Source organism: Mesorhizobium sp. B264B1B (assembly GCF_020165765.1).
Lineage (GTDB): Bacteria > Pseudomonadota > Alphaproteobacteria > Rhizobiales > Rhizobiaceae > Mesorhizobium.
Genome location: NZ_JAIUIS010000020.1, coordinates 1 through 22,244 on the forward strand (window position 1 = coordinate 1; position 22,244 = coordinate 22,244).

Below are 22,244 nucleotides of genomic sequence, written 5' to 3' on the forward strand. Positions count from 1 at the left end.
CCAGCCTCCATCCGCTGGCGATAAAACCGGACAACTCACGTGCTACCTAATCCGGACAACTCATGTGCTTACGACATTGTGGGCATGCACATGTTGCGCGCCGCGCGCGGCGCCGCTATAGGCCGGGGCTGGTTTTCCCGAGGCACAAACATGTCCGTTGACGTCAAGACAGTGAAGCGCGTCGCGCGTCTCGCCCGCATTGCGGTGAGCGAGGAAGATGCCGAACGCATGACCGGCGAGCTGAATGCCATACTGGGCTTCGTCGAACAGCTGAACGAGGTCGATGTTTCCGGGGTCGAGCCGATGACTTCGGTAACTCCGATGGGGATGAAGAAGCGCCAGGACGTCGTCACCGACGGCAACAAGGCTGCCGACATCGTCGCCAACGCGCCTGCCACGGAAGAGAACTTCTTCCTCGTGCCGAAGGTCGTGGAGTAACAGGCCGATGGCCATCGAAATCGCCATCGAGACGCCGCTGCAGGACGATGTGCGCGGCTTGGTCGCGGAGCTCAACGAGACGCTGCTCGAACTGACGCCGCCGGAACACTGCTATCACCTGACCGTCGAGCAGATGGCCGGCCCGGACACCACGGTCTTCGTCGTCCGCGACGACGGTTTTGCAATCGGTTGCGGGGCGCTGAAGCGCCATGACGGCGCCGTCGGCGAGGTCAAGCGCATGTACACGCGGCCCACGCATCGCGGCCAGAAAATCGGCGCCAGGATCGTGGAGCGTGTCGAAGCGCTGGCGCGCGAGGAAGGATTGAAGCGTCTGGTGCTGGAGACGGGCGATCGCCATCCTGCCGCCTGGGCTGTCTATGAACGTTCCGGCTTCTCGCGTTGCGGTCCGGTGCTGGATTATCCCGATTCCGAGTGGTCGGTGTTTTACGAAAAGAGCCTTGCCTGATGAGCGACCTGACCCGACTGACGATTTCGCAGGCCCGCGCCAAGCTGCGCGCCAAGGAAATCACCGCGACCGAGATCGCCGACGCCTATCTTGCTGCGATCGAGCGCGCCAATCCGGCGCTCAACGCCTACGTCGTGGTGACCGGCGACAAGGCGCGCGACATGGCCAAGGCCTCCGACGCCAGGCTGGTCAAAGGCGAGGGCGGTGCGCTGGAAGGCATTCCGCTCGGCATTAAGGACCTGTTCGGCACCGAGGGCGTGCACACCCAGGCCTGCAGCCATGTGCTCGACGGTTTCAAGCCGCATTACGAATCGACCGTCACCTCCAATCTGTGGGCTGACGGGGCGGTCATGCTGGGCAAGCTCAACATGGACGAGTTCGCCATGGGCTCGTCCAACGAGACGTCCTATTACGGGCCGGTGGTCAACCCGTGGCGGCGTTCGCGCGTCGATACGATGGTGATGCCGACCACGCATCAGGGCGATGGCGGCTTCGTTTCGGCCGGCGGCACCAGGACCGCGCGCACCCTGGACAATGCGCAGCTGGTGCCGGGTGGCTCGTCGGGCGGCTCGGCCTCCGCCGTCTCGGCTTTCCTGTGCGCGGGCGCCACGGCCACCGACACTGGCGGCTCGATCCGCCAGCCGGCCGCGTTCACCGGCACGGTCGGCATCAAGCCGACCTATGGCCGCTGCTCGCGCTGGGGTATCGTCGCCTTCGCCTCGTCGCTCGACCAGGCCGGGCCGATCGCGCGCGACGTGCGCGATGCCGCGATCCTGCTCAGATCGATGGCCTCCGTCGATCCGAAGGATACGACCTCGGTGGACCGGCCGGTGCCGGACTACGAGGCGGCGATCGGCAAGCCGATCAAGGGCATGAAGGTTGGGATTCCCCGGGAATACCGCGTCGACGGCATGCCGGAGGAGATCGAGGCCCTTTGGCAGAAGGGCATTGCCTGGCTCAGGGATGCTGGCGCCGAGATCGTCGACATCTCCTTGCCGCACACCAAATACGCGCTACCGGCCTATTACATCGTGGCGCCCGCCGAAGCCTCGTCCAACCTTGCGCGCTATGACGGCGTCCGCTACGGCCTTCGCGTGCCGGGCAAGGACATCGTCGAGATGTATGAGAAGACCCGCGCCGCCGGCTTTGGCCGCGAGGTCAAGCGCCGGATCATGATCGGCACCTATGTGCTGTCGGCGGGCTATTACGACGCCTACTATCTGCAGGCGCAGAAGGTGCGCAATCTGATCAAGCGGGACTTCGAGAACGTCTTTGCCGCCGGCGTTGATGTCATCCTGACACCGGCGACGCCATCTGCCGCCTTCGGCATTGCAGACGAGGACATGGCTTCCGATCCGGTGAAGATGTACCTGAACGACATCTTCACCGTCACCGTGAACATGGCGGGCCTGCCGGGCATTGCGGTGCCCGCCGGCCTAGACCCCAAGGGCTTGCCGCTCGGCCTGCAACTGATCGGCAGGCCGTTCGAAGAAGAGACGCTGTTCCAGACCGCTGCCGTCATCGAGCAGGCGGCCGGAACGTTCCAGCCGGAGAAGTGGTGGTAGGATCGTTTCTCATCTAAGGGGTGAGGGATGTTCTTTTATCTTTCGAAAATCTTCTGGTTCTTTATCCAGCCGCTCAACCTGACGATCTTCCTGCTGCTGGCGGGGCTGGTCTCGGCATTTTTCGGCCGCCCGCGGCTGGCAGCCACCGGCGGCGTGCTGGCGTTTTTGGTTCTGGCGCTTTCGGCCTGGACCTCGCTCGGCGCATTGCTGCTCAACCCGCTGGAGGAACGCTTTCCGCGCCCGCCGCTGCCGCAAAAAGTCGATGGCATCGTCGTGCTCGGCGGCGGCTTCGAGGGCGGCATCAATCTGGTGCGCGGCGGTTATGAGCTGAACAGCGGCGGCGACCGGATGGTCGAGACGGCCGTGCTGGCGCGGCGCTTTCCCGACGCCAAGGTGGTCGTCTCCGGCGGCAATGGCGAATTGTTCCTCGACGGCGAGGGCGATGCCGCCACCGCGCCGCGCCTGCTTGGCGCGCTTGGCGTGACGCCGGAGCGCCTGATCCTCGAGGGCAAATCGCGCAACACCTATGAGAATGCCGTCTTCACCAAGGCCTTGATAGCGCCGAAGCCGGGCGAAACCTGGCTGCTGGTCACCTCTGCCTACCATATGCCGCGCGCCAAGGCGCTGTTCGACAAGGCCGGCTTCGCGACCGTCCCCTGGCCGGTCGACTATCGAACGTCGGGAGACGAAGGCATCGGCCTGTTCCGCGACAATCCGGCCGATGCGCTGCAGGCGGCCACCATGGCGATCCGCGAATGGATAGGGCTGTTCGCCTATTGGCTGTCCGGCCGCATCGATCGGCCTTTTTCCGCACCTGGCGGCTGACCGATCACGGCGCGGCGCGCCGCCGAGAAGAACTGGCGCCGCACCAGAACGGCCAGGAGCAGAAGCGTCGACAGCACGAACACCACCGGATCGACGAACCAGCCGAGATAGCCGATCGAAAAGAACACGCCGCGCAGGCCGGAGTTGAAATGCTTGCCTGCCAGCATGTTCATCTGCGCCGCCCTCCACACCGCCGTTTCGGTGACCGGGTTGCGCGAGGCTTCGCCATGTGGGATCGGCACAGCACCGATCAGGATCGAGCAATAGTTGAACAGACGGTAGGCCCAGCCGAACTTGAAGAACGAAAACGCCAGGATCAGCACCAGTCCCAGCACCTTGATCTGAAAAGCCGGGCGCGACGGGGCGCCGCCCAGAGGCAGGGTGCTCAACACCTCGAGGACGCGGTCGGAGGCACCGAGCAAGGCAAAGCAGCCGCCAAGCGCGATCAGGGAGCTGGAGGCGAAGAAGGCGGTGCCTTGCTGCAGGCCACCCATGATGGCTGTGTCGACGATGCGGATCTCACGCTCGGCCATCCGGTGCATCCAGGCTTGCCGCTGCGCATTCATCGCCGTTGTCAGGGACATGCGGCTGACCAGCACACCGTCCGAGGCGAGCGTATGCAAAACCCACGCAATGAGGAAGAACGCCAACGCCGCGAGATCGGCTGTCGAAAGATCGAGGGAATCGCCCATTGGCGAATCCTATCACATCCAGTGCGATTGCTTCGATCGTCCGCGGCAGCGACGGATATGTCGCTGCCGGAGCAAACAAGGTCGGCAGGCGCTGCGCCGCGCCGTTCAAAACAGCGGAAACATCGCAGGAGTTCCTATATGTAGTCCCAGAGCGGCTTCGGGAGATTGTGGCGCGTGTTCCTTTCGGTTTTCGACCTGTTCAAGATCGGCATCGGACCATCGAGTTCGCACACGATGGGACCGATGACGGCCGCCCGCCGTTTCCTCGACGAGATCGCCGGAGACGACTGGCCGCGTCCGGCCGGCGCCAAGGTTGCTCGCATCGGCGCCAGCCTGCACGGCTCGCTCGCCTATACCGGCATCGGCCATGGCAGTGACCGTGCCGTCATTCTCGGCCTTGCCGGGCAGACGCCGCAGACGGTCGACCCTGACCAGGCGGACGGCATTGTCGCTCGCATCACCGCCGACAAGCTGGTTTCACCGCCCGGCCACCCCTCCTACCGTTTCGATACGGCCGGCGACCTGGTGCTCGACCGCAAGACGCCGCTCACCGGCCACGCCAACGGCATGGCGTTTTATGCCTATGATGCCGGCGACCGCCTGCTGCTCAAGCGCATCTATTATTCGATCGGCGGCGGCTTCGTGGTTTCGGAAGAAGAGCTGCAGCGCATGAAAGCCAAGGGTTCGGTGACGACCGAAGGCAAAAAAGTCCCTTATCCCTTCAAGAACGCCCTCGAGATGCTGAAGATGGCTGGCAAGAGCGGCCTTTCCATTGCCGAGATGAAGCGGGTCAACGAGGAAACACAAATGTCGCGCGATGAGCTCGACGCCGGCCTCGACGCCATCTGGGGTGCCATGAAGAGTTGCATCGAGCGCGGCCTGTCGCAGGACGGCATCATGCCGGGCGGGCTGAAGGTGCGCCGCCGGGCCAGGCAATTGCACGACAAGCTGCAGGAGCAGTGGCAGCAGAACCGGCCCAATCCGCTGCTCGCCAATGACTGGCTGTCGATCTATGCCATGGCCGTCAACGAGGAGAATGCGGCCGGCGGGCGCGTCGTCACCGCGCCGACCAACGGCGCGGCCGGCACCTTGCCGGCGGTGCTGCGCTACTGGCTGCATTTCCATCCCGAGGCCGACCAGCCCAGCATTCGCGATTTCCTGCTCACGGCAGCCGCCGTCGGCGGCATCATCAAGTCCAATGCGTCCATCTCCGGCGCCGAGGTCGGCTGCCAGGGCGAAGTCGGCTCGGCTTCGGCCATGGCAGCGGCCGGCCTGTGCGCCGTCATGGGCGGCACGCCCGAACAGGTCGAGAACGCCGCCGAGATCGCGCTGGAGCACCATCTGGGCATGACCTGCGATCCGGTCGGCGGGCTGGTGCAGGTGCCTTGCATCGAGCGCAACGCGCTGGGCGCGGTCAAGGCGGTGACGGCCGCCTCGCTTGCCATCAAAGGTGACGGCACCCATTTCGTGCCGCTGGATGCGGCGATCGAGACGATGCGCCAGACCGGCCTCGACATGAACGAGAAGTACAAGGAGACCAGCCTCGGCGGACTGGCGGTAAATGTGGTGGAGTGTTGAGGGCTGGCGCACATTGGGCGCCGCAACTTAGATCAAACTTCGGCATCAGCATCTGCTTTTGATGATATACCACCTCGCGGTGCATGTTTTCGGTAGAGCGCGCTGTGTCATCACCGATTTATGGCCTGGGAGGGGTAAGTATGCGAGGCGCTCGCCGATTCATATTTGGTATCATGTTCGTTATGAACATCGCGATGTTCTTTTGTCTGGCGTACCTGTTCATCGGGCGCGGCTATTATGTAGTGTCGGGGTTTACGTCGGTTGAGGTCGTAACGATCGTCCTTGCCGCCTTGGGTGTGCTTCTGACGGCGCTTGGCATTTTCATCGCTATGCTGGCCGTTTGGGGCTATCAGTCACTCCACTCGTTGTCCGGCGAAATTGCACGCAAAACCGCGGAGAATCTGGTAAGATCGGAACTGCCCGCAATGGTAAGCCGCGAGATGGCAGACCAGTTGGCGTTGAAAAACTCTCTTGGAACTACAAGTAGGGTCACTGACGATGCTCAAGCTATTGTGAACAGTCTCGACGGAGACGAGCCATGATCAATTACGGAAATGTTAACGCGATCGTTCAAAAATACGCGCTAGTGGCGCCGGTGAATGTAAAGGCCATAATCGGCGAGATCGGGCTTACTTACGTTGAACGCGACATGCCGCCAGGCGAGTCCGGTTACATCGAGTATGACGGGTGGCATTGCACGATTGCTGTCAACATCAACGACGGACCACAACGTAAGCGCTTCACTGCCGCTCACGAACTCGGCCATTTCATGATGCACCGAGATCTCCTCAAGAAGCACAAGCACCTGGACCGTCTTTTTGACGAAGCGGCCAACCGCAATCCAGAGCGCCCCCTCGACTACAAGCATGAGGTTCAGGCCAACCAGTTTGCGTCCAGCCTTCTCATGCCGAAGGTTACGATCGAACGGCTTTTGAATGAAGGCGTGACGACAATCCACGACTTAGCATTGCGTTTTGATGTTTCCCGGCTAGCGATGGAGTATCGGCTGAAAACGCTTGGCCTCATCCGACTGGTGACAGACGCGACCCAATCCGTCCCTGCTGAATAGCTCCGCGCGCCTATGACACTCACTCCCATCCTGGCCATAGGCAGGAGCGTCAGGCACAGCTTCAGCCCGCTGGCACTGTGGAGAACTTGCTCAGGCCGTTGACGCATCCGTGCGACGGATTAAATCTTGGGCAATGGCTCTCAACCTCCTAAAGCTCTGCGTCGGCTGCGACAGCGTCGAGGATCTCGAAGAATGGATCGCGTTCCGCCTCGACGAGCGGCGCCGTGCCGGCGAACCGGCCGAGCATTGGCACACCACCCGCATGGTGCCGACGCGCGCCGATGAGGTTACCGACGGTGGCTCGCTCTACTGGGTGATCAAGGGAAGTGTGCAATGCCGGCAGTTGATCACCGAGATCCGGCCATTCACCGATGACGAGGGCATCGGCCGCTGCCATCTGATGCTGGATCCGCAAGTGGTGCGCACCGACTGGCAGCCGCGCCGCGCCTTTCAGGGCTGGCGCTATCTAAAGCCATCGGATGCACCCGCCGATCTCGGCAAGGGCAAGCCGGGGCAGGTCGAAATGCCGCCGAAACTCCGGCGCGAGCTCGCCGATCTCGGCCTGCTCTAAATCACTATCGGCTTGCTCCGAGCAGCCCATTGGCTTGCTCCGAGCAGCCAGTTGGCTTGCTCCGGGGCAATCTGGCGGCATGGTCGGCCCGTATAGGCGGACTGCGGTTGCTGGCCCTCAATGTTGCTGTCCGTTGGACTTGCAAGCGTCGCGACAACGCCACATCTTGAAAATCATGAGCGATAGGAACCATCCGGTTTCGATATCTGACGCACTCGCGCCGACCACATCGCGCCGCGGCGTGGTGGGATGCGGACCATGTGTCGCGCAAGGTCATGATTGCGGCGCAGAAATAACACCCGGTGGCGGCATGCTCGTGTTCAGGAATAGTCTGGAAAACCGGCCGATCGCCAGGCATTCACGGGGCAGTGGAATATGGTAGGCGCGATCATCGCTGTCGTCGCATTGCTGCTGGTGCTGATGGGCCTGGCAACGGCTTTCGTGCGGGCCGACCCGAGCAGGCTTGCAGGCGACATGAGGAAGGTTGGGCCGGTTTTGCTGGCGTTGGTCGGGGGCGCCGTGCTGCTGGTCGGGCGCGGCGGTCTCGGCGGCATCATCCTGCTCGCAGCGATCGCCTGGTACGGCTCGATGCGGCTGAACCGGCGAGCCGTGATGCCGGCGCGGAGACGCTCGACCGTACGCACAGCGGCGCTGGAAATGGACCTCGATCACGATACAGGAGGCCTTGAAGGCCTTGTCCTGGCAGGCCGCCATGAAGGCAAGATGCTTGGTGCGATGGGCAAAGCCGAATTGCTGCAGCTGTTTCGCGAACTCTCCGGTGACCCGGAGAGCCGGCAACTGCTAGAGACGTATCTTGACGGCAGATTTCCCGTCTGGCGCAAAAACGCTGAGGCGCACAGTGGCGAAGGGCTGGGTATTGCGCCAGGTCCGGGCGCCATGACTAAGGAGGAGGCCTACAAGGTCCTTGGTCTTGAAGCGGGGGCCGCCGCGGCGGATGTCCGCAAGGCGCACCGCCGCCTGATGCAACGCCTGCACCCCGATATCGGCGGCACGTCTTTCCTGGCGGCGCGGATCAACGAAGCCAAGGACGTCTTGCTCTCCAATCACAACTAGTCTCCTTCGACGCAGAAATTTTCCGGGAGATATCTTCTACGCCGTCCCTACTGCTGGACGGCGTAGCACTCGATTTTCTTCTTCTTGAGGGCGGTGCAGGCCTTCCAGGCCGCGGTCTTGGAACCGAAGCCGCCGAAGCGGGCGCGGTAGTACGTGACGCCGTCCTTGTCGAAGGCGACGGTGAAGCCGGAGGCATCTGCCAGCGCCTTGGGCGCCTGCTTGGTGGTCTTGTCGAGGAAGGCCTGGGCTTCGGACTGTTTCGGCGACGAGGCGACCTGAATGGCCCAACCCGACGGCACCGACGCGGTATTGACCGGGTCGACGGCCGGCGCGGGCTCGGCATAAGCGGACACCACCTGTGCCGTGGCGACCTTGGGGGCGGAGACGATAACCGTCTTCACCTTCTTTGCCGGAACAACCACTTTGGTTTCTTCTGCTGCGTTATCGTCGGCGTCCTCGCTGTCGCCCTGGGCTACCGTCGCGTCGTCGGCAACGGCCTCGTCCGCGTCATCGGCGCTGGCCACCGCCATCGGCTTCTCATCCGGAGTCGGTGCGTCGTGCTTGGGCAACAGCACCTTGGCCAATGCCGTCACCGGGTTGCCGCTATCGGCCTTGGCGACCAGATCGCCGCCGCCTCGGGTCGATGCCCGCGGCAGATAGGTGTTGATCAGGGCCGCCATCTGATTGTCGCGGCTGCTGCCCGAGGTGCCGCCCATGACTACGCCGACAATGCGACGGTTGCCGTCCGAAACCGATGAAACCAGGTTGAAGCCCGAAGCGCGGGTGTAACCGGTCTTGATGCCGTCGACGCCCTTGATGCGTCCAAGCAGGCGGTTGTGGCCGTTGATGCGCTGGCGGCCATAGAGAAAGGAGCGCTGCGAGAAATAGCCGTAATATTGCGGGAAATGTTCGCGCAGCGCGATGCCGAGCGTTGCCATGTCGCGCGCAGTGGTGAACTGGCCGGGATCGGGCAGGCCGTTGGCGTTGCGGAAGACGGTGCCGTTCATACCGAGCTGCCGCGCCTTGGCAGTCATCATGCGGGCGAAATTGGTCTCGTTGCCGCCGAGCATTTCGCCGAGCGCGGTCGCCGAATCATTGGCCGATTTGGTCACCATCGACAGGATGGCGATCTCGACCGCGACCGAACCGCCCGGCTTCACACCGAGCTTCGTCGGCGGCTCTGCCGCGGCATGAGCCGAGAAGACGACCGGCGAGTTCCGGCTGATCTTGCCCTTGGCCAGAGCCTCGAAAGTCAAATAAAGCGTCATCATCTTGGTGAGCGAGGCGGGGTAACGCCGGGCGTTGGCATCCGAGGAGTAGAGCACCTTGCCGGTCTTGGCGTCGACCACGATGGCTGCGGACTTCGCGGCGAGCGACGAGGCGGCACCTGCAACGACGATGGTCATCGCCACGGCGATGATCATGACCGTTTTGAAAGGGGACGCGGATTTGGAAACGATGCCCGACAACGCCTGACGCACTGATAGTTCCTTTGAATTTCTTGTTGCGCTGGAGGCGGCAAAGGGATCCTGCCTCACTTCCGGGCAAGCTATCGGGGCAGCGTTACCAATCCGTTTATGGTAACCGCCGCGTTCACCATTTTCTGGTGGTTTGAGCCTCTGTTTATTCGAATTTTAGCCATTGCCCACACCGGCTAGGACGGAAGCTGGCGATTTCTTGACTTTTGTGCGTCGCACAATATATTCGAGTGCATTGCACAAGGCGCTCGGGGCAGGGCGCATCAACCGTCCAGGGAGAATTGAAATGACGCAGACCTATGAGGACTTCAGCAAATACGGCAAAGAGTTCGCCGACACCGGCTTGAAGAGCTTCGCCTCTTTGTCCAAGGGCGCGCAGGCAATTGCGGCCGAGGCCGGCGAATACACCAAGAAGAGCTTCGAAGCCGGCAGCGCCGCTTTCGAGAAGATTGTCTCGGCCAAGTCGCTCGACAAGGCGATCGAGGTCCAGTCCGACTATGCCAAGCAGTCTTATGAGGCGTTCGTCGCCGAGGCCACCAAGATCGGCGACCTCTATGCCGAACTCGCCAAGGAAGCCTACAAGCCGTTCGAATCGATCGTTGCCAAGGCTAAGTAATTCGTCCGGCAGTACCGAGATCTGGGCCCATTGGGCCAAGACAGAGCCCGGCCGCGCCAGCGTGGCCGGGTTTTTTCATGTCTATTTCCGTTCAGCGGCCTGGCACCCCTTCACGATTGCGAAAATCGGCCAAGTTGGGCACCTAGCCATATTGTCAGCTAACCAGAAGGGCTTAAAATCGTCCATCGAACACCTACATGTCGAACTCGCATGAGGATTCGAAAGAGGCAGGATTACGTGACGATCGGTTTGACTGCCACCAAGGCACGGATGCAGAACGGCAGCGGCGACGGCAATGAGGCCGGCCGCGGCACGGCGGTCATCACGCGCACAAAGACCAAGACCAAGAAACCCAGCCTCTATCGGGTCCTCATCCTGAACGACGACTACACACCGATGGAGTTCGTGGTTCACGTGCTGGAGCGTTTTTTCCAGAAGGACCGCGAAGCCGCCACACGCATCATGCTTCATGTTCACAATCATGGAGTGGGCGAGTGCGGGGTCTATACATTCGAGGTGGCCGAGACCAAAGTGTCCCAGGTCATGGATTTCGCCCGACAGAATCAGCATCCGCTGCAATGCGTGATGGAGAAGAAGTGAGGTAACATGCCGGCTTTCTCCCAAGGCCTGGAAAAGGCGCTTCACCAAGCGCTGACGCTCGCCAACGAGCGGCACCATGAATATGCAACCCTTGAACATCTGCTGCTCGCCCTGATCGACGACACCGAGGCCGCCGCCGTCATGCGCGCCTGCAATGTCGACCTCGACGAGTTGAAGCACACTGTTCTCACCTATATCGACACCGAACTCGACAATCTGGTCACCGGCTATGACGAGGATTCCAAGCCGACCGCCGGCTTCCAGCGCGTCATTCAGCGCGCGGTGATCCATGTGCAGTCGTCCGGCCGCGAAGAGGTCTCCGGCGCCAACGTGCTCGTCGCCATCTTCGCCGAGCGCGAGAGCCATGCCGCCTATTTCCTGCAGGAACAGCAGATGACCCGTTACGACGCGGTCAACTACATCTCGCACGGCATCGCCAAGCGTCCCGGCGCGTCGGAGACGCGTTCGCCGCGTGGCGCCGATGACGAGCAGGGCGGCGCGAACGGCGCCGAGCCGCAAGAGGAAGGCGGCAAGAAAAAGCAGCAACAGGACGCGCTGACCGCTTATTGCGTCAATCTCAACAACAAGGCCAAGGCCGGCAAGATCGATCCGCTGATCGGGCGCGAGTCCGAGATCAACCGCACCATCCAGGTACTGTGCCGCCGTTCCAAGAACAATCCGCTCTATGTCGGCGATCCCGGCGTCGGCAAGACGGCGATCGCCGAGGGCCTCGCCAAGCGCATCGTCGAGGGTGATGTTCCGGAGGTGTTGCACAACGCCACCATCTTCGCGCTCGACATGGGCACGCTTTTGGCCGGCACGCGCTATCGCGGCGATTTCGAAGAGCGGCTGAAGCAGGTCGTCAAGGAGCTCGAGGATTATCCGGGCGCTGTGCTGTTCATCGACGAGATCCACACCGTCATTGGCGCCGGCGCGACGTCCGGCGGCGCCATGGATGCGTCCAACCTGTTGAAGCCGGCACTGTCTTCGGGTGCGATCCGCTGCATCGGTTCGACAACCTACAAGGAGTTTCGCCAGTTCTTTGAGAAGGACCGCGCGCTCGTACGTCGCTTCCAGAAGATCGACGTCAACGAGCCGACCATCGAGGACGCCATCGAGATCATGAAGGGCCTGAAGCCCTATTTCGAGGAGTTCCACAAGGTCCGCTACACGACGGAAGCCATCAAGGCTTCGGTTGAGCTGTCGGCGCGCTACATCAACGACCGCAAGCTGCCGGACAAGGCGATCGACGTGATCGACGAGACCGGCGCCTCGCAGATGCTGGTGCCGGAGGCCAAGCGCAAGAAGACCATCGGCATCAAGGAGATCGAAGCGACGATCGCCACCATGGCGCGCATCCCGCCGAAGACTGTTTCGGCCGATGACGAGAAGGTGCTGCAGGGTCTCGACATCGAGCTGAAGCGCGTCGTCTACGGCCAGGACACTGCGATCACCGCGCTGACCTCGGCGATCAAGCTGGCGCGTGCCGGCCTGCGGGAACCGGAGAAGCCGATCGGCTCCTATCTGTTCTCGGGTCCGACCGGCGTCGGCAAGACCGAAGTCGCCAAGCAATTGGCTGCGTCGCTCGGCGTCGAGCTGATCCGTTTCGACATGTCGGAATACATGGAACGCCACACGGTCTCTCGGTTGATCGGCGCGCCTCCCGGCTATGTCGGCTTCGATCAAGGCGGCCTTTTGACCGACGGCGTCGACCAGCATCCGCATTGCGTGCTGCTGCTGGACGAAGTCGAGAAGGCGCATCCGGACCTGTTCAACATCCTGTTGCAGGTGATGGACCATGGCAAGCTGACCGACCACAACGGCAAGCAGATCGACTTCCGCAATGTGATCCTGATCATGACCACCAATGCGGGCGCGTCGGATGCGCAGCGCGCGGCGATCGGTTTCGGGTCGACCAAGCGCGAAGGCGACGACGTCGAGGCGATCAACCGGCTGTTCACGCCGGAGTTCCGCAACCGTCTCGATGCGATCATCCCGTTCGGCTCGCTGCCGGTGCCGGTTATCCATCAGGTGGTGCAGAAGTTCGTCATGCAGCTGGAGGCCCAGCTCTCCGAGCGTGGCGTCACCTTCGACCTGTCGCCGGATGCGATCGCCTGGCTCGCCGACAAGGGCTATGACGAGCGCATGGGTGCGCGTCCGCTCGGCCGCGTCATCCAGGAGCACATCAAGAAGCCGCTGGCAGACGAAGTGCTGTTCGGCAAGCTCAAGAAGGGCGGCACGGTGCGCGTCAGCGTCGAGAAGAAGGAAACCGGCGAGACCGGCCTGAAGCTCGAATCGCTCGCCGACGAGGCACCGGTGAAGCCCAAGAAGGAAGAACCGGAAGACACCCCCAAGCAGCGCAAGGCAGTGGCCAAGAAGCCGGCGGTCAAGAAGGCCGTCGCGCAGAAGCCCGAGCCCAAGGGCAAGGACGGCGGCAAGCGCAGCCTGGTGCCGCAACTGCCGCGCAAGAGCTGATAGTCACTCCCTCGAAAAAGCCCCGGAAACGGGGCTTTTTTGTTGGCACAAAGGGACGATCACTGAAGCGTTGCCGGCGGCCCCTGGACAGCAAGCGGCGTCGGGCGGATTTTGGCTGATTTGTCCGTCCAGGACGGCGGTGCTCCCACCTTGGCGCCGACCATGCCGGACAGGCCGGGTGCCCGGCCGAAGGCCTCGCAGGCCGCGTATTTCGGCTTACCGCCGAGGAACGATTTTATATGTTGGCCCAACGGTATCGAGATATGCAATCCCGACGGCGCCTTGCCGGTAACGAGCATGCGCGAAAAGTCGTTTCCGAAAGTAGCGCCCAGACTGTACGCATCGCCGATCTCGGAGACCATGGCCTCGTTGGTGAAGGAGTTCGCTCCGCGGGACCAGACCATGGCGGCGCGTTGGATGCCGTTCCGGTCAAGTGCCTCCATGAGATGGGGAATTTTATGTCTGAACCAGGCCAGATCATCATCCTCAACGGCGCACCGCGATCGGGGAAATCGAGCATCGTCCAGGCAGTTCAGGAGAGCTTCGAGGGCCCATGGATGAACCTGGGGGTCGACACCTATGAGCAGGTCACGCCGCTGCGCTGTCGCCCGGGGATAGGTTTGCGGCCCGGCGGCGAGCGCCCGGATATCGAGGGTCTCGTGCCGAGGTTCTACGCCGCGCTCTACGAATCGATCGCCGCCCACAGCCGAGTGGGGTTGAATGTCGTGGCCGATCTCGGTCATCACGACAGCTATTCGCGACCCCTTGATTGCCTTGTCGATTGCGCCCAGCGCCTCGCAGGCCTGCCGGTTCTGTTTGTCGGTGTCCGCTGCCCGATCGAAATCATCATGCAGAGGCGCGCCGACAGTCCGGCGGGGAGGGGATATGTGACGGGATCGCCTGACGACCCTGTACCGTTGGCGGTGCGTCTGTGGCAGGAGGAGGTACACCGGCCTGGCGTGTATGATCTGGAAGTGGACACATCGCTTCTGACGCCGGCACAATGTGCGGATGCGATCCGCGGGCGGCTCAGGCAAAATGTAGAGCCTCCGACGGCGTTTGAGAGGCTTTTGGCGTTCTCCGCAAACAAGCTGTCCTGATCGCGCGCTCAGCGGCGATGAGAATGAATCTCAGCCGCGCGGCCCGCTCCTCATCTACGGCGGGCATAATCTGATTGATGTGCTCGGCGGAATGGCGATCACGCTGATATGCTGGCGGCTCGGGTTCATCGTTTTCGATGCGCAACTTCCCCAGACGGCCGCAATGGGGGCAGCTGAAAGCCAGGCGTCAGGATAGCGGCATGGCCGCCTTTATCCGGCCGGCATTCTCGGCCAGCACCTCGGGTTTCTCCATCTGGCCCGTATGCGGCTTCAGCGCGATGCCTTCGAAGCGCGGAATGACGTGGACGTGAAGGTGATAGACGGTCTGCCCGGAAGCCGGCTCGTTGAACTGCATCACGGTGACGCCATCGGCCTTGAATGCCTCGCGGACGGCGAGCGCCACCTTCTGCACGACTGTGAAAAGCGGGCCGAACGTTGCCGGATCGGCGTCGAGCAGATTGCGCGAAGGCGTCTTCGGCACCACCAGCGTATGGCCTGGCCCCTGTGGCATCACATCCATGAAGGCAACGACCGCTTCGTCCTCGTAGACGCGGTGCGAGGGAATTTCACCGCGCAGGATCTTGGCAAAGATGTTGTCGGTGTCATAGGCGGTTTCGGCCATGGCGAACGCTCCGGATTGTGCCTCGCTGATTGGTGTAGCGAAGCCTCTCGTGAGCGGCAAGACGATCAGGCGAGATCGATGAAGCCGATCTCGACAGGCGTGCACTGCCAACCCAAGGGATGCCGAACCTGACATATGCTCCTGCCCCGCGGGATGGCCTACTCCTCCAGATCCTTGCGGAATGGTGTGTGCTCTTCGAGATATTCGCTCATGCGTTCCACCTCGCGCCGTTCGCGCCTGAGATAGTCGGCGACGGCGTTGCGCAGGCCGGGATGGGCGATGTAATGCGCGGAATGCATGGTCACCGGCCGGTAGCCGCGCGCCAGCTTGTGTTCGCCCTGTGCGCCCGCTTCGACCACCTTGAGCTTGCGCTCGATGGCGAAGTCGATGGCCTGGTGATAGCAGACCTCGAAATGCAGGAAGGGATGATCCTCGATGCAGCCCCAGTTGCGGCCGTAGAGCGCATCCGAGCCGATGAAGTTGATAGCGCCGGCAATGTAGCGGCCGTTGCGCCTGGCCATCACCAGCAGGATGTCCTCGGCCATGCGCTCGCCGATCAGCGAGAAGAATTCGCGGTTCAGATAGGGCCGGCCCCATTTGCGGCTGCCGGTGTCCATGTAGAAGGCGAAGAAATCGTCCCAGGCCCGTTCTGTAAGGTCCTTGCCGGTAAGCCAGTCGATGGAGATGCCGTCGGCAAGCGCCTCGCGGCGCTCCTTCTTCATGGCCTTGCGCTTGCGGGAGGCGAGCGTGGCGAGGAAATCGTCATAGGTCGAGAAGCCCTCGTTGACGAAGTGGAACTGCTGGTCGGTGCGATGCAGGAAGCCCGCCGCCTCCAGCACGTCCACGTCGCTCTCCTGCGCGAAGGTGACATGCGCGGAAGAGACGCCGAGCTTTTCCGCCACTGCCTTCAATCCCGCGGCGAGCCCGGCCTTGACGGTGCCGGAATGCTGGCCCCTGCTCACCAGCAGGCGAGGGCCGGTGACCGGCGTGAACGGTACCGAGCATTGCAGCTTGGGATAATAACGGCCGCCGGCGCGCTCGAAGGCATCCGACCAGCCGTGATCGAACACATATTCGCCCTGGCTGTGTGACTTGAGATAGCAAGGGACCGCGCCGAGCAGCGTGCCTTGACCATTCTCCAGCCTGAGATGATGACCTTGCCAGCCAGTGCGCCGCACGGCGCAGCCGGAATCCTCGAGTGCGCTCAGGAAAGCATATGAAACGAGGGGGTTATAACCGTTTTCGGCATCACTGCGCGTGGTCCCGGCGAAACCGTCCCACTCTTCGCAGGTGAAGGCGCCGATGCCCGCCGCAATGCGGATCGCATACTCCGCATCAACCGTTTGCCCGTCGCCGTCGTCGCCCTGATCCATGAGGCTTATTTAAGCTCCATCCGGACCGCTACAAGTCACGTTCTAGGCACCCATATCAAGCGACCTTGACCAGATCGGGCTCGAACCCTTCGAACGTCATCTGGTCCGCATATTTGAATGTAAGGTCGACCGCCGGCTGGTCATGCACCGTCCAGGTGATGACCGGCATTTTGAGCCGTTCACGGACAAAGCTGACGAATGGATTCGGCAGGTCGCCCGCTGCGTAGGAGGTGAAGGCGATCTGATGCGCCAGCATGGCGAAATGCGCTTCGATCAGCCTGTCGTCCTTGCCATAGGCGGTCAATCCAGCCGGGATGCCCGGCGCATCCCTGGCGAAATCGCGGATCAGCCAGTGGTCGAACGACATGATCGCCACCTTGCCCTTGTAGCGCTTGAGCAGCCTACCGACGCTCGCCACCAGGCCATTGTCGTATCCAGCCACGCCTTTCAGTTCGACCACCAGCGGCACCCGCCCGTCGATCAGATCGAGCGCCTCGCGCAGCGTCGGCACATGATCAGACGTGCCGCCGACCTTGAGCGCTGCCAGTTCGGCCGCCGTGCGCTGCCAGACGAAACCGTCGTGCCCAGTCAGCCGCTGCAAGTCGCCATCATGGATAATGACGGGAACTCCGTCCGACGACAGGTGCACGTCGCATTCGATGGCATAGCCGCGTTCGGCCGCGGCGGCAAAGGCGGAGAGGGTGTTTTCCCAGCGCGTCTTGTTCATGTCGTGAAAGCCGCGATGGGCGACAGGCCGGGCAATCAGCCAGGAAAGGTCGGTCATGTCAGGCTCGCTCACTCGACTTCGAAGATCGCTTCGATTTCCACCGCGGCATTAAGCGGCAGCGAAGCCGTGCCGACGGCGGAACGGGCATGCTTGCCGCGCTCGCCGAGCGCCGCCACCAGGAAATCGGAGGCGCCGTTTGCGACCAGATGCTGCTCGACGAAATCCGGCGCCGAGGCGACGAAGACGGTGATCTTGACCAGCCGGCGTATCTTCTCGAGATCGCCAAGTGCCGCCTTGGCCTGTGCCAGAATGTTGATCGCGCAGTATTTTGCCGCTTCCTTGCCGGTTGCTGTGTCGACGTCGCGGCCAAGCAGTCCGCTCGCCTGCAGCTTACCGTCCTTGAGCGGCAATTGTCCGGCGGTGAAAAGCAGGTTTCCGGTCCTGCAATGCGGCACGTAGTTGGCGGCAGGCGCCGCGGCCGCGGGAATGGTGACCCCGAGGTCGTTTAGCCGCTTTTCGATTGTTTCACTCATTGCTTTTCCCTATTGCTGGAAGGCGCCGCGTCAGCCGGGCCGAAATTGCTATTTTTGCCTCGCTTCCGCCACGACTTTTTTTAAGCTGGACCATCTTTCCCTGCGGCCTGCCATCAGCCGCGACGATCGGAGCCTCTCATGCGCGCAACGCGCCTTGCATTCCATGCCGTCCTGTTGCCGGCGGTCTTTTCGATAGGTCCCGCTTTCGCCGTGCCGGCGCTGCAGGCGCATCGCGCCGTCTACGACCTTACCCTCAAGAAGGCGGACGACCGCTCCGGCATCACCGGCATTACCGGTCGCATGGTCTATGAATTCAACGGCTCGGCCTGCGAAGGCTACACGGTGAAATTCCGCTTTGTCACTCAGATTGCCACCAGCGACAACACCAAGCTGACCGATCAGCAGACGACGACCTTCGAAGACGCCGAAGGCAAGACCTTCTCGTTCGTCACCAAATCCTTTGTCGACCAGAACCTCGACAAGGAGGTCAAGGGTGTCGCCACGAAGGAAACGCAAGGGCTGAAGGTCGACATCGACAAGCCCGAGAAGAGCAGCCTGGAACTTGCCGCCACCCAGTTTCCGACCCAGCATCTGGTCGAATTGATAGACAAGGCCGAGAAGGGTGAAAACTTCTATCAAACCAATCTGTTCGACGGTTCCGAGGACGCCAACAAGGTGATGTCCACCACCGTCGTCGTCGGCAAGAGGACCGATGCCGACAAGGCCGATCCGGAAGCGCCGGCGCTGGCCAAGCTTGCCACCGATAAATACTGGCCGGTCGACATCGCCTATTTCGACGACAGTGCCAAGAACGGAGAAGAGACGCCGGAATACCGGATCAGCTTCAAGCTGCACGAGAACGGCATCACCCGCGATCTAACCATGGACTATGGCGATTTCTCCATGACCGGCAAGCTGGTCAATCTGTCGCTTTTCGACCAGACGAAGGCCTGCCCGACGAAATAAACTTCGATTTGCCTCGACGCAGCGCCGTCGCGGTCCACGGCTTGAACGCGTCGCGGCGGCTTCTCATCTTCTCGAGGCCGCCGGCCGCTTCATCTTCTGTGCGAATCCCTTCTATCATCGCTCGTCGCGGGCACCGGTCGGCGAAAGAAGGAATGCGGCGAGCCTCATGGCGGTCTATGTCGACGCGGCGATCTGGAAATGGGTTGGCCATCGCTGGTGCCATCTGATGGCCGACGACACCGATGAACTGCATCGTTTCGCCGCGCAACTCGGCATCAAGCGCTCATCCTACCAGGGGCCGCCGAAGACATCGGCGCCGCATTATGACATAACCGGTTTCGAGCGCGACCGCGCGGTGCGGCTCGGTGCCATCGAGTGCAATCGTGAAGAGATCGTCGCGATCTTCCGGCGGGTGAGGGTGCCAAAGGGTAAGATAAAGCGTTGAGGGCACGCGCGGATCGCCGCAGGCGCGCCGCAATGCGTCGTTGCGCTTGCGTTTGGAGCACTTCCCCTCTATATGCGCGCTCATTCCACACACGGACTTTGGTGTCTGCCCGGGAGAAATCCGGCTGAAACCTCCGGTGGCATCGAGGACTTCGTCCGAAAATGCCTGTGTCCGTGGAGGCTAACCGGAAAGGAAAATGAGAATGGCTCTGCCTGATTTCAGCATGCGCCAGCTTTTGGAAGCTGGCATTCACTTCGGCCACCAGACCCACCGCTGGAACCCGAAGATGGCGCCCTATATCTACGGCGCCCGCAACAACATCCACATCATCGACCTCAGCCAAACGGTGCCGTTGCTGCACCAGGCGCTGAAGCAGGTTTCCGACACCGTCGCCAAGGGCGGCCGCGTGCTGTTCGTCGGCACCAAGCGCCAGGCGTCCGACATCGTCGCCGATGCCGCGCAGCGTTCGGCCCAGTACTATGTCAACTCGCGTTGGCTGGGCGGCATGCTGACCAACTGGAAGACGATCTCGAACTCGATCCAGCGCCTGCGCAAGCTCGACGAGATGCTGGCCGGCGAGGCGCAAGGGTTGACCAAGAAGGAGCGTCTCAATCTCGACCGCGAGCGCGAGAAGCTCGACAAGGCTCTCGGCGGCATCAAGGACATGGGCTCGACGCCCGACCTGATGTTCGTGATCGACACCAACAAGGAAGCGATCGCCATCCTCGAGGCCAAGCGCCTTGGCATTCCGGTCGTCGCCATCATCGACTCGAACTGCGATCCGGACAAGATCGACTTCCCGATCCCCGGCAATGACGACGCCGCGCGCGCCATCCAGCTCTATTGCGACCTCATCGCGAAGGCTGCCATCGACGGCATCGCCCGCCAGCAGGGCGCGCTGGGTGTCGACATCGGCGCTTCGGTGGAAGCTCCGGCCGAGCCGGTGCTCGGCGAAACTCCGGCGGCGGAAACTCCGGAAGCGTGATAGCGAGGGCCGGTCACGGCCTTCATCTTTCTAATATTTTGACGCGTTAAACGGACGCACCGTCGAGATTCGATGGTGCGTCGGCGCATTTGAACAAAGAGGCGACAATGAGCATTTCGGCTGCACAGGTCAAAGAACTCCGCGACTTGACCGGCGCGGGCATGATGGACTGCAAGGCGGCGTTGAACGAGACCAACGGCAACATGGAAGAAGCCGTCGACTGGCTGCGCAAGAAGGGTATCTCCAAGGCCGACAAGAAGGCAGGCCGCACCGCGGCCGAGGGCCTGATCGGCGTCGATTCCGGCGTGCGCGAGGCCGCGGTCGTCGAGGTCAATTCCGAGACCGACTTCGTAGCCCGCAACGCCGCCTTCCAGGAGATCGTCGCCAACGTCGCCAAGGTGGCGCTGGCCTATGGCACGAGCGAGGCCGTGGCTGCCGCGAAGTACCCGGGTTCGGACAAGTCGGTCACCGACACCATCAAGGACGCCGTCGGTACCATCGGCGAGAACATGGGCTTCCGCCGTTCGGCCAAGCTCACCGTTCCGCACGGCGCCGTCGCGACCTATGTTCACAACGCGGTTGCCGACGGCCTTGGCAAGCTGGGCGTCCTGGTCGCTATCGAGACCACGGGCAACGAGCACGCGGCCAATGCATTCGCCCGCCAGGTCGCCATGCATGTCGCCGCCACCAACCCGATGGCGCTGACCACCGAGGAACTCGATCCCGCGGCAGTCGAGCGCGAGAAGGCGATCTTCGCCGACCAGGCGCGCCAGTCCGGCAAGCCGGAGGCGATCATCGAGAAGATGGTCGAGGGTCGGCTGCGCAAGTTCTACGAGGAAGTCGTGCTTCTGAAGCAGGCCTTCGTGCTCAATCCCGACATTACCGTCGAGAAGGCGCTGAAGGATGCCGAGAAGGAGATCGGCGCTCCGGCCAAGATCTCGGCCTATCTGCGTTTCGCGCTCGGCGAAGGCATCGAGAAGGAAGCGACCGATTTCGCGGCGGAAGTCGCGGCGGCGGTCAAGAAATAGCCCGAAGAACAAGTAAGGCTAAACGGCTCAGGCAACTCGGCCGGGTGTCCGCATGGATGCCCGGCCGATTTCTTGTGCGGCGTCGATGAAGGCCCTCAGCTTCGGCGCCATCGAAGCCCGGCGCGGAAAGTAAAGGAAAAGGCCGGGCTCCTCGATTGCCGTCTTTGGCAGGACCTGGACGAGGCGTCCTGCGGCAAGATCGGCGCGTACAAGCGGCTCGAACACATAGGCGAGCCCGACCCCTGCAAGCGCAAGATCGATCGCCGCCAGCGAATCGGTCACGACGGCCGTGCCACGCGTCTCGACGACGACCTCCTTGCCATTGTCGTTCAGATCCCAGCGATAGAACGCGCCGGAGCGGAGAAGCCTGTAGCCTATGCAATTATGGTTCGCGAGGTCGGCCACGTCGCAGGGACGGCCGTGCCTTCCGATATAGTCCGGCGAGGCGACGAGCACGGCCTTGAAGGGCTGCGTCAGCCGTACGGCGGTCATGTCCTGCGCGATCATCTCGCCCAGCCTAATGCCGGCGTCAAAACCTTCCCCGACAATATCGACCAGGGCTTGATCGGCGAAAACCTCGACCGTCACATCCGGATAGCGATCGGCCATGGCTGCGATCACAGGCGTCACCGCCAAAGGGATCGCGATGTTGGAGGCATTGATCCTGAGCAGGCCAGAGGGCCGCCCCTTGACGCCGCGGATGCGGTCCATCCGCTCCGCGATGTCCTGGAGGGCAGGGCCCGTTGTCTCCACCAGTGCCTTGCCGGCTTCGGTCAGCGAGACGCTACGTGTCGTGCGCGCAAACAGCGGCTGGCCGATGCGCTCTTCCACCAGCCGCACAGCATGGCTGACCGCCGACGGGCTCATGCCGAGCTCGGCCGCGGCAAGCGCGAAGCCGCCGCGTCGCGCCACGGCAACGATGACGGGCAGGTGGGTAAGCAGGTCCCGGTCCATTCATGAATGATATCGCATAGTCTTTGCGAACAATGCAATCTTATCGACGGCGGCGCATTGATCC

General features: G+C 62.4%; 24 protein-coding genes and 1 pseudogene. 17 read left to right on the forward strand and 8 right to left on the reverse strand.

From position 1 onward, the window contains the following. Positions 1-150: 150 nt before the first annotated feature. The 4 genes from gatC to LB547_RS28890 are packed head-to-tail and all read left to right on the forward strand — an operon-like array spanning position 151 to position 3,294. Positions 151-438, forward strand: a complete 288-nt coding sequence (gene gatC / locus LB547_RS28875) for an Asp-tRNA(Asn)/Glu-tRNA(Gln) amidotransferase subunit GatC (protein ID WP_140498745.1) — start codon at positions 151-153, stop codon at positions 436-438. 7 nt (positions 439-445) lie between these two features. Further along, positions 446-904, forward strand: a complete 459-nt coding sequence (locus tag LB547_RS28880) for a GNAT family N-acetyltransferase (RefSeq protein ID WP_140525253.1) — start codon at positions 446-448, stop codon at positions 902-904. Further along, on the forward strand, positions 904-2,469 hold the full coding sequence (locus tag LB547_RS28885; protein WP_140525252.1) for an amidase: 1,566 nt from the start codon (positions 904-906) through the stop codon (positions 2,467-2,469). Before LB547_RS28880 ends, LB547_RS28885 begins: the two co-directional genes overlap by 1 nt. 27 nt (positions 2,470-2,496) lie before the next feature. Beyond that, positions 2,497-3,294, forward strand: coding sequence for a YdcF family protein (locus LB547_RS28890; RefSeq protein WP_140525251.1), 798 nt, complete (start codon positions 2,497-2,499; stop codon positions 3,292-3,294). Here the strand turns inward: LB547_RS28890 and LB547_RS28895 are convergent. After that, positions 3,243-3,986 carry a DUF599 domain-containing protein gene (locus LB547_RS28895; protein ID WP_140525250.1) on the reverse strand — a complete coding sequence of 248 codons (744 nt, stop codon included), beginning with the start codon at positions 3,984-3,986 and terminating at the stop codon, positions 3,243-3,245. The two genes, LB547_RS28890 and LB547_RS28895, sit on opposite strands and share 52 nt — an antisense overlap. Positions 3,987-4,160: 174 nt before the next feature. On the opposite strand from LB547_RS28895, the gene LB547_RS28900 reads away from it, so the two are divergent. From LB547_RS28900 to LB547_RS28920, 5 genes are all read left to right on the forward strand, one after another. Then, positions 4,161-5,564 (forward strand): L-serine ammonia-lyase, encoded by a 1,404-nt coding sequence (locus LB547_RS28900; RefSeq protein WP_140525249.1) that lies wholly within the window; start codon positions 4,161-4,163, stop codon positions 5,562-5,564. Positions 5,565-5,746: 182 nt separating this feature from the next. Then, a complete protein-coding gene (locus LB547_RS28905) occupies positions 5,747-6,106 on the forward strand; it encodes a hypothetical protein (RefSeq protein ID WP_140560939.1) in 360 nt (119 codons plus the stop codon). After that, entirely contained in the window at positions 6,103-6,633 is a 531-nt protein-coding gene (locus tag LB547_RS28910; protein ID WP_140560940.1) for an ImmA/IrrE family metallo-endopeptidase, read from the forward strand. The genes LB547_RS28905 and LB547_RS28910 overlap by 4 nt, the downstream gene beginning before the upstream one ends. Positions 6,634-6,766: 133 nt before the next feature. Then, positions 6,767-7,204 carry a DUF1489 family protein gene (locus LB547_RS28915; protein ID WP_140498734.1) on the forward strand — a complete coding sequence of 146 codons (438 nt, stop codon included), beginning with the start codon at positions 6,767-6,769 and terminating at the stop codon, positions 7,202-7,204. 375 nt (positions 7,205-7,579) lie between these two features. Beyond that, positions 7,580-8,278, forward strand: coding sequence for a DnaJ domain-containing protein (locus LB547_RS28920; RefSeq protein ID WP_140498732.1), 699 nt, complete (start codon positions 7,580-7,582; stop codon positions 8,276-8,278). Between the two features lie 47 nt (positions 8,279-8,325). Here the strand turns inward: LB547_RS28920 and LB547_RS28925 are convergent, their stop codons facing one another. Further along, on the reverse strand, positions 8,326-9,759 hold the full coding sequence (locus LB547_RS28925) for a D-alanyl-D-alanine carboxypeptidase (RefSeq protein ID WP_140762116.1): 1,434 nt from the start codon (positions 9,757-9,759) through the stop codon (positions 8,326-8,328). Between the two features lie 283 nt (positions 9,760-10,042). Here LB547_RS28925 and LB547_RS28930 point away from each other — a divergent pair, with 283 nt between their 5' ends. From LB547_RS28930 to clpA, 3 genes are all read left to right on the forward strand, one after another. Continuing rightward, positions 10,043-10,372: a phasin family protein gene (locus LB547_RS28930; RefSeq protein WP_140498728.1), complete on the forward strand. Its 330-nt coding sequence runs from the start codon at positions 10,043-10,045 to the stop codon at positions 10,370-10,372. A 270-nt stretch (positions 10,373-10,642) separates the two neighbouring features. After that, a complete protein-coding gene (gene clpS, locus LB547_RS28935) occupies positions 10,643-10,972 on the forward strand; it encodes an ATP-dependent Clp protease adapter ClpS (RefSeq protein ID WP_027051901.1) in 330 nt (109 codons plus the stop codon). A gap of 6 nt (positions 10,973-10,978) precedes the next feature. Beyond that, positions 10,979-13,447 (forward strand): ATP-dependent Clp protease ATP-binding subunit ClpA, encoded by a 2,469-nt coding sequence (gene clpA / locus LB547_RS28940; protein ID WP_140515345.1) that lies wholly within the window; start codon positions 10,979-10,981, stop codon positions 13,445-13,447. 59 nt (positions 13,448-13,506) lie between these two features. Here the strand turns inward: clpA and LB547_RS28945 are convergent. Further along, positions 13,507-13,887 (reverse strand): annotated as a pseudogene (locus LB547_RS28945) (hypothetical protein); the annotation flags it as partial. Positions 13,888-13,905: 18 nt separating this feature from the next. On the opposite strand from LB547_RS28945, the gene LB547_RS28950 reads away from it, so the two are divergent. Beyond that, positions 13,906-14,547 (forward strand): chloramphenicol phosphotransferase CPT family protein, encoded by a 642-nt coding sequence (locus LB547_RS28950; protein ID WP_140564518.1) that lies wholly within the window; start codon positions 13,906-13,908, stop codon positions 14,545-14,547. A 187-nt stretch (positions 14,548-14,734) separates the two neighbouring features. On the opposite strand, the gene LB547_RS28955 is transcribed toward LB547_RS28950, so the two are convergent. The 4 genes from LB547_RS28955 to LB547_RS28970 form a co-directional block, all read right to left on the reverse strand. Continuing rightward, positions 14,735-15,169, reverse strand: coding sequence for an HIT family protein (locus LB547_RS28955; protein WP_140560942.1), 435 nt, complete (start codon positions 15,167-15,169; stop codon positions 14,735-14,737). A 158-nt stretch (positions 15,170-15,327) separates the two neighbouring features. Continuing rightward, positions 15,328-16,542, reverse strand: a complete 1,215-nt coding sequence (locus LB547_RS28960; RefSeq protein WP_140762113.1) for a GNAT family N-acetyltransferase — start codon at positions 16,540-16,542, stop codon at positions 15,328-15,330. Between the two features lie 55 nt (positions 16,543-16,597). After that, entirely contained in the window at positions 16,598-17,326 is a 729-nt protein-coding gene (locus LB547_RS28965; RefSeq protein ID WP_140515351.1) for a glycerophosphodiester phosphodiesterase, read from the reverse strand. Between the two features lie 11 nt (positions 17,327-17,337). Next, positions 17,338-17,802, reverse strand: a complete 465-nt coding sequence (locus LB547_RS28970) for a RidA family protein (RefSeq protein ID WP_140498713.1) — start codon at positions 17,800-17,802, stop codon at positions 17,338-17,340. Between the two features lie 138 nt (positions 17,803-17,940). Between LB547_RS28970 and LB547_RS28975 the strand changes: the two genes are divergently transcribed. The 4 genes from LB547_RS28975 to tsf all read left to right on the forward strand — a co-directional run bounded on the left by LB547_RS28975 (position 17,941) and on the right by tsf (position 21,226). Continuing rightward, positions 17,941-18,768: a cell envelope integrity EipB family protein gene (locus LB547_RS28975; protein WP_140669947.1), complete on the forward strand. Its 828-nt coding sequence runs from the start codon at positions 17,941-17,943 to the stop codon at positions 18,766-18,768. A gap of 166 nt (positions 18,769-18,934) precedes the next feature. Continuing rightward, complete coding sequence (locus tag LB547_RS28980; protein ID WP_140557707.1) at positions 18,935-19,213, forward strand: DUF4031 domain-containing protein; 279 nt, start codon at positions 18,935-18,937, stop codon at positions 19,211-19,213. Between the two features lie 202 nt (positions 19,214-19,415). After that, positions 19,416-20,198 (forward strand): 30S ribosomal protein S2, encoded by a 783-nt coding sequence (gene rpsB, locus LB547_RS28985; protein WP_140762110.1) that lies wholly within the window; start codon positions 19,416-19,418, stop codon positions 20,196-20,198. Positions 20,199-20,305: 107 nt separating this feature from the next. Beyond that, complete coding sequence (tsf, locus tag LB547_RS28990; protein WP_140498706.1) at positions 20,306-21,226, forward strand: translation elongation factor Ts; 921 nt, start codon at positions 20,306-20,308, stop codon at positions 21,224-21,226. Positions 21,227-21,253: 27 nt separating this feature from the next. Here tsf and LB547_RS28995 read toward each other — a convergent pair whose 3' ends face one another. After that, positions 21,254-22,180, reverse strand: coding sequence for a LysR family transcriptional regulator (locus LB547_RS28995; protein WP_140762107.1), 927 nt, complete (start codon positions 22,178-22,180; stop codon positions 21,254-21,256). Positions 22,181-22,244 lie beyond the last annotated feature (64 nt).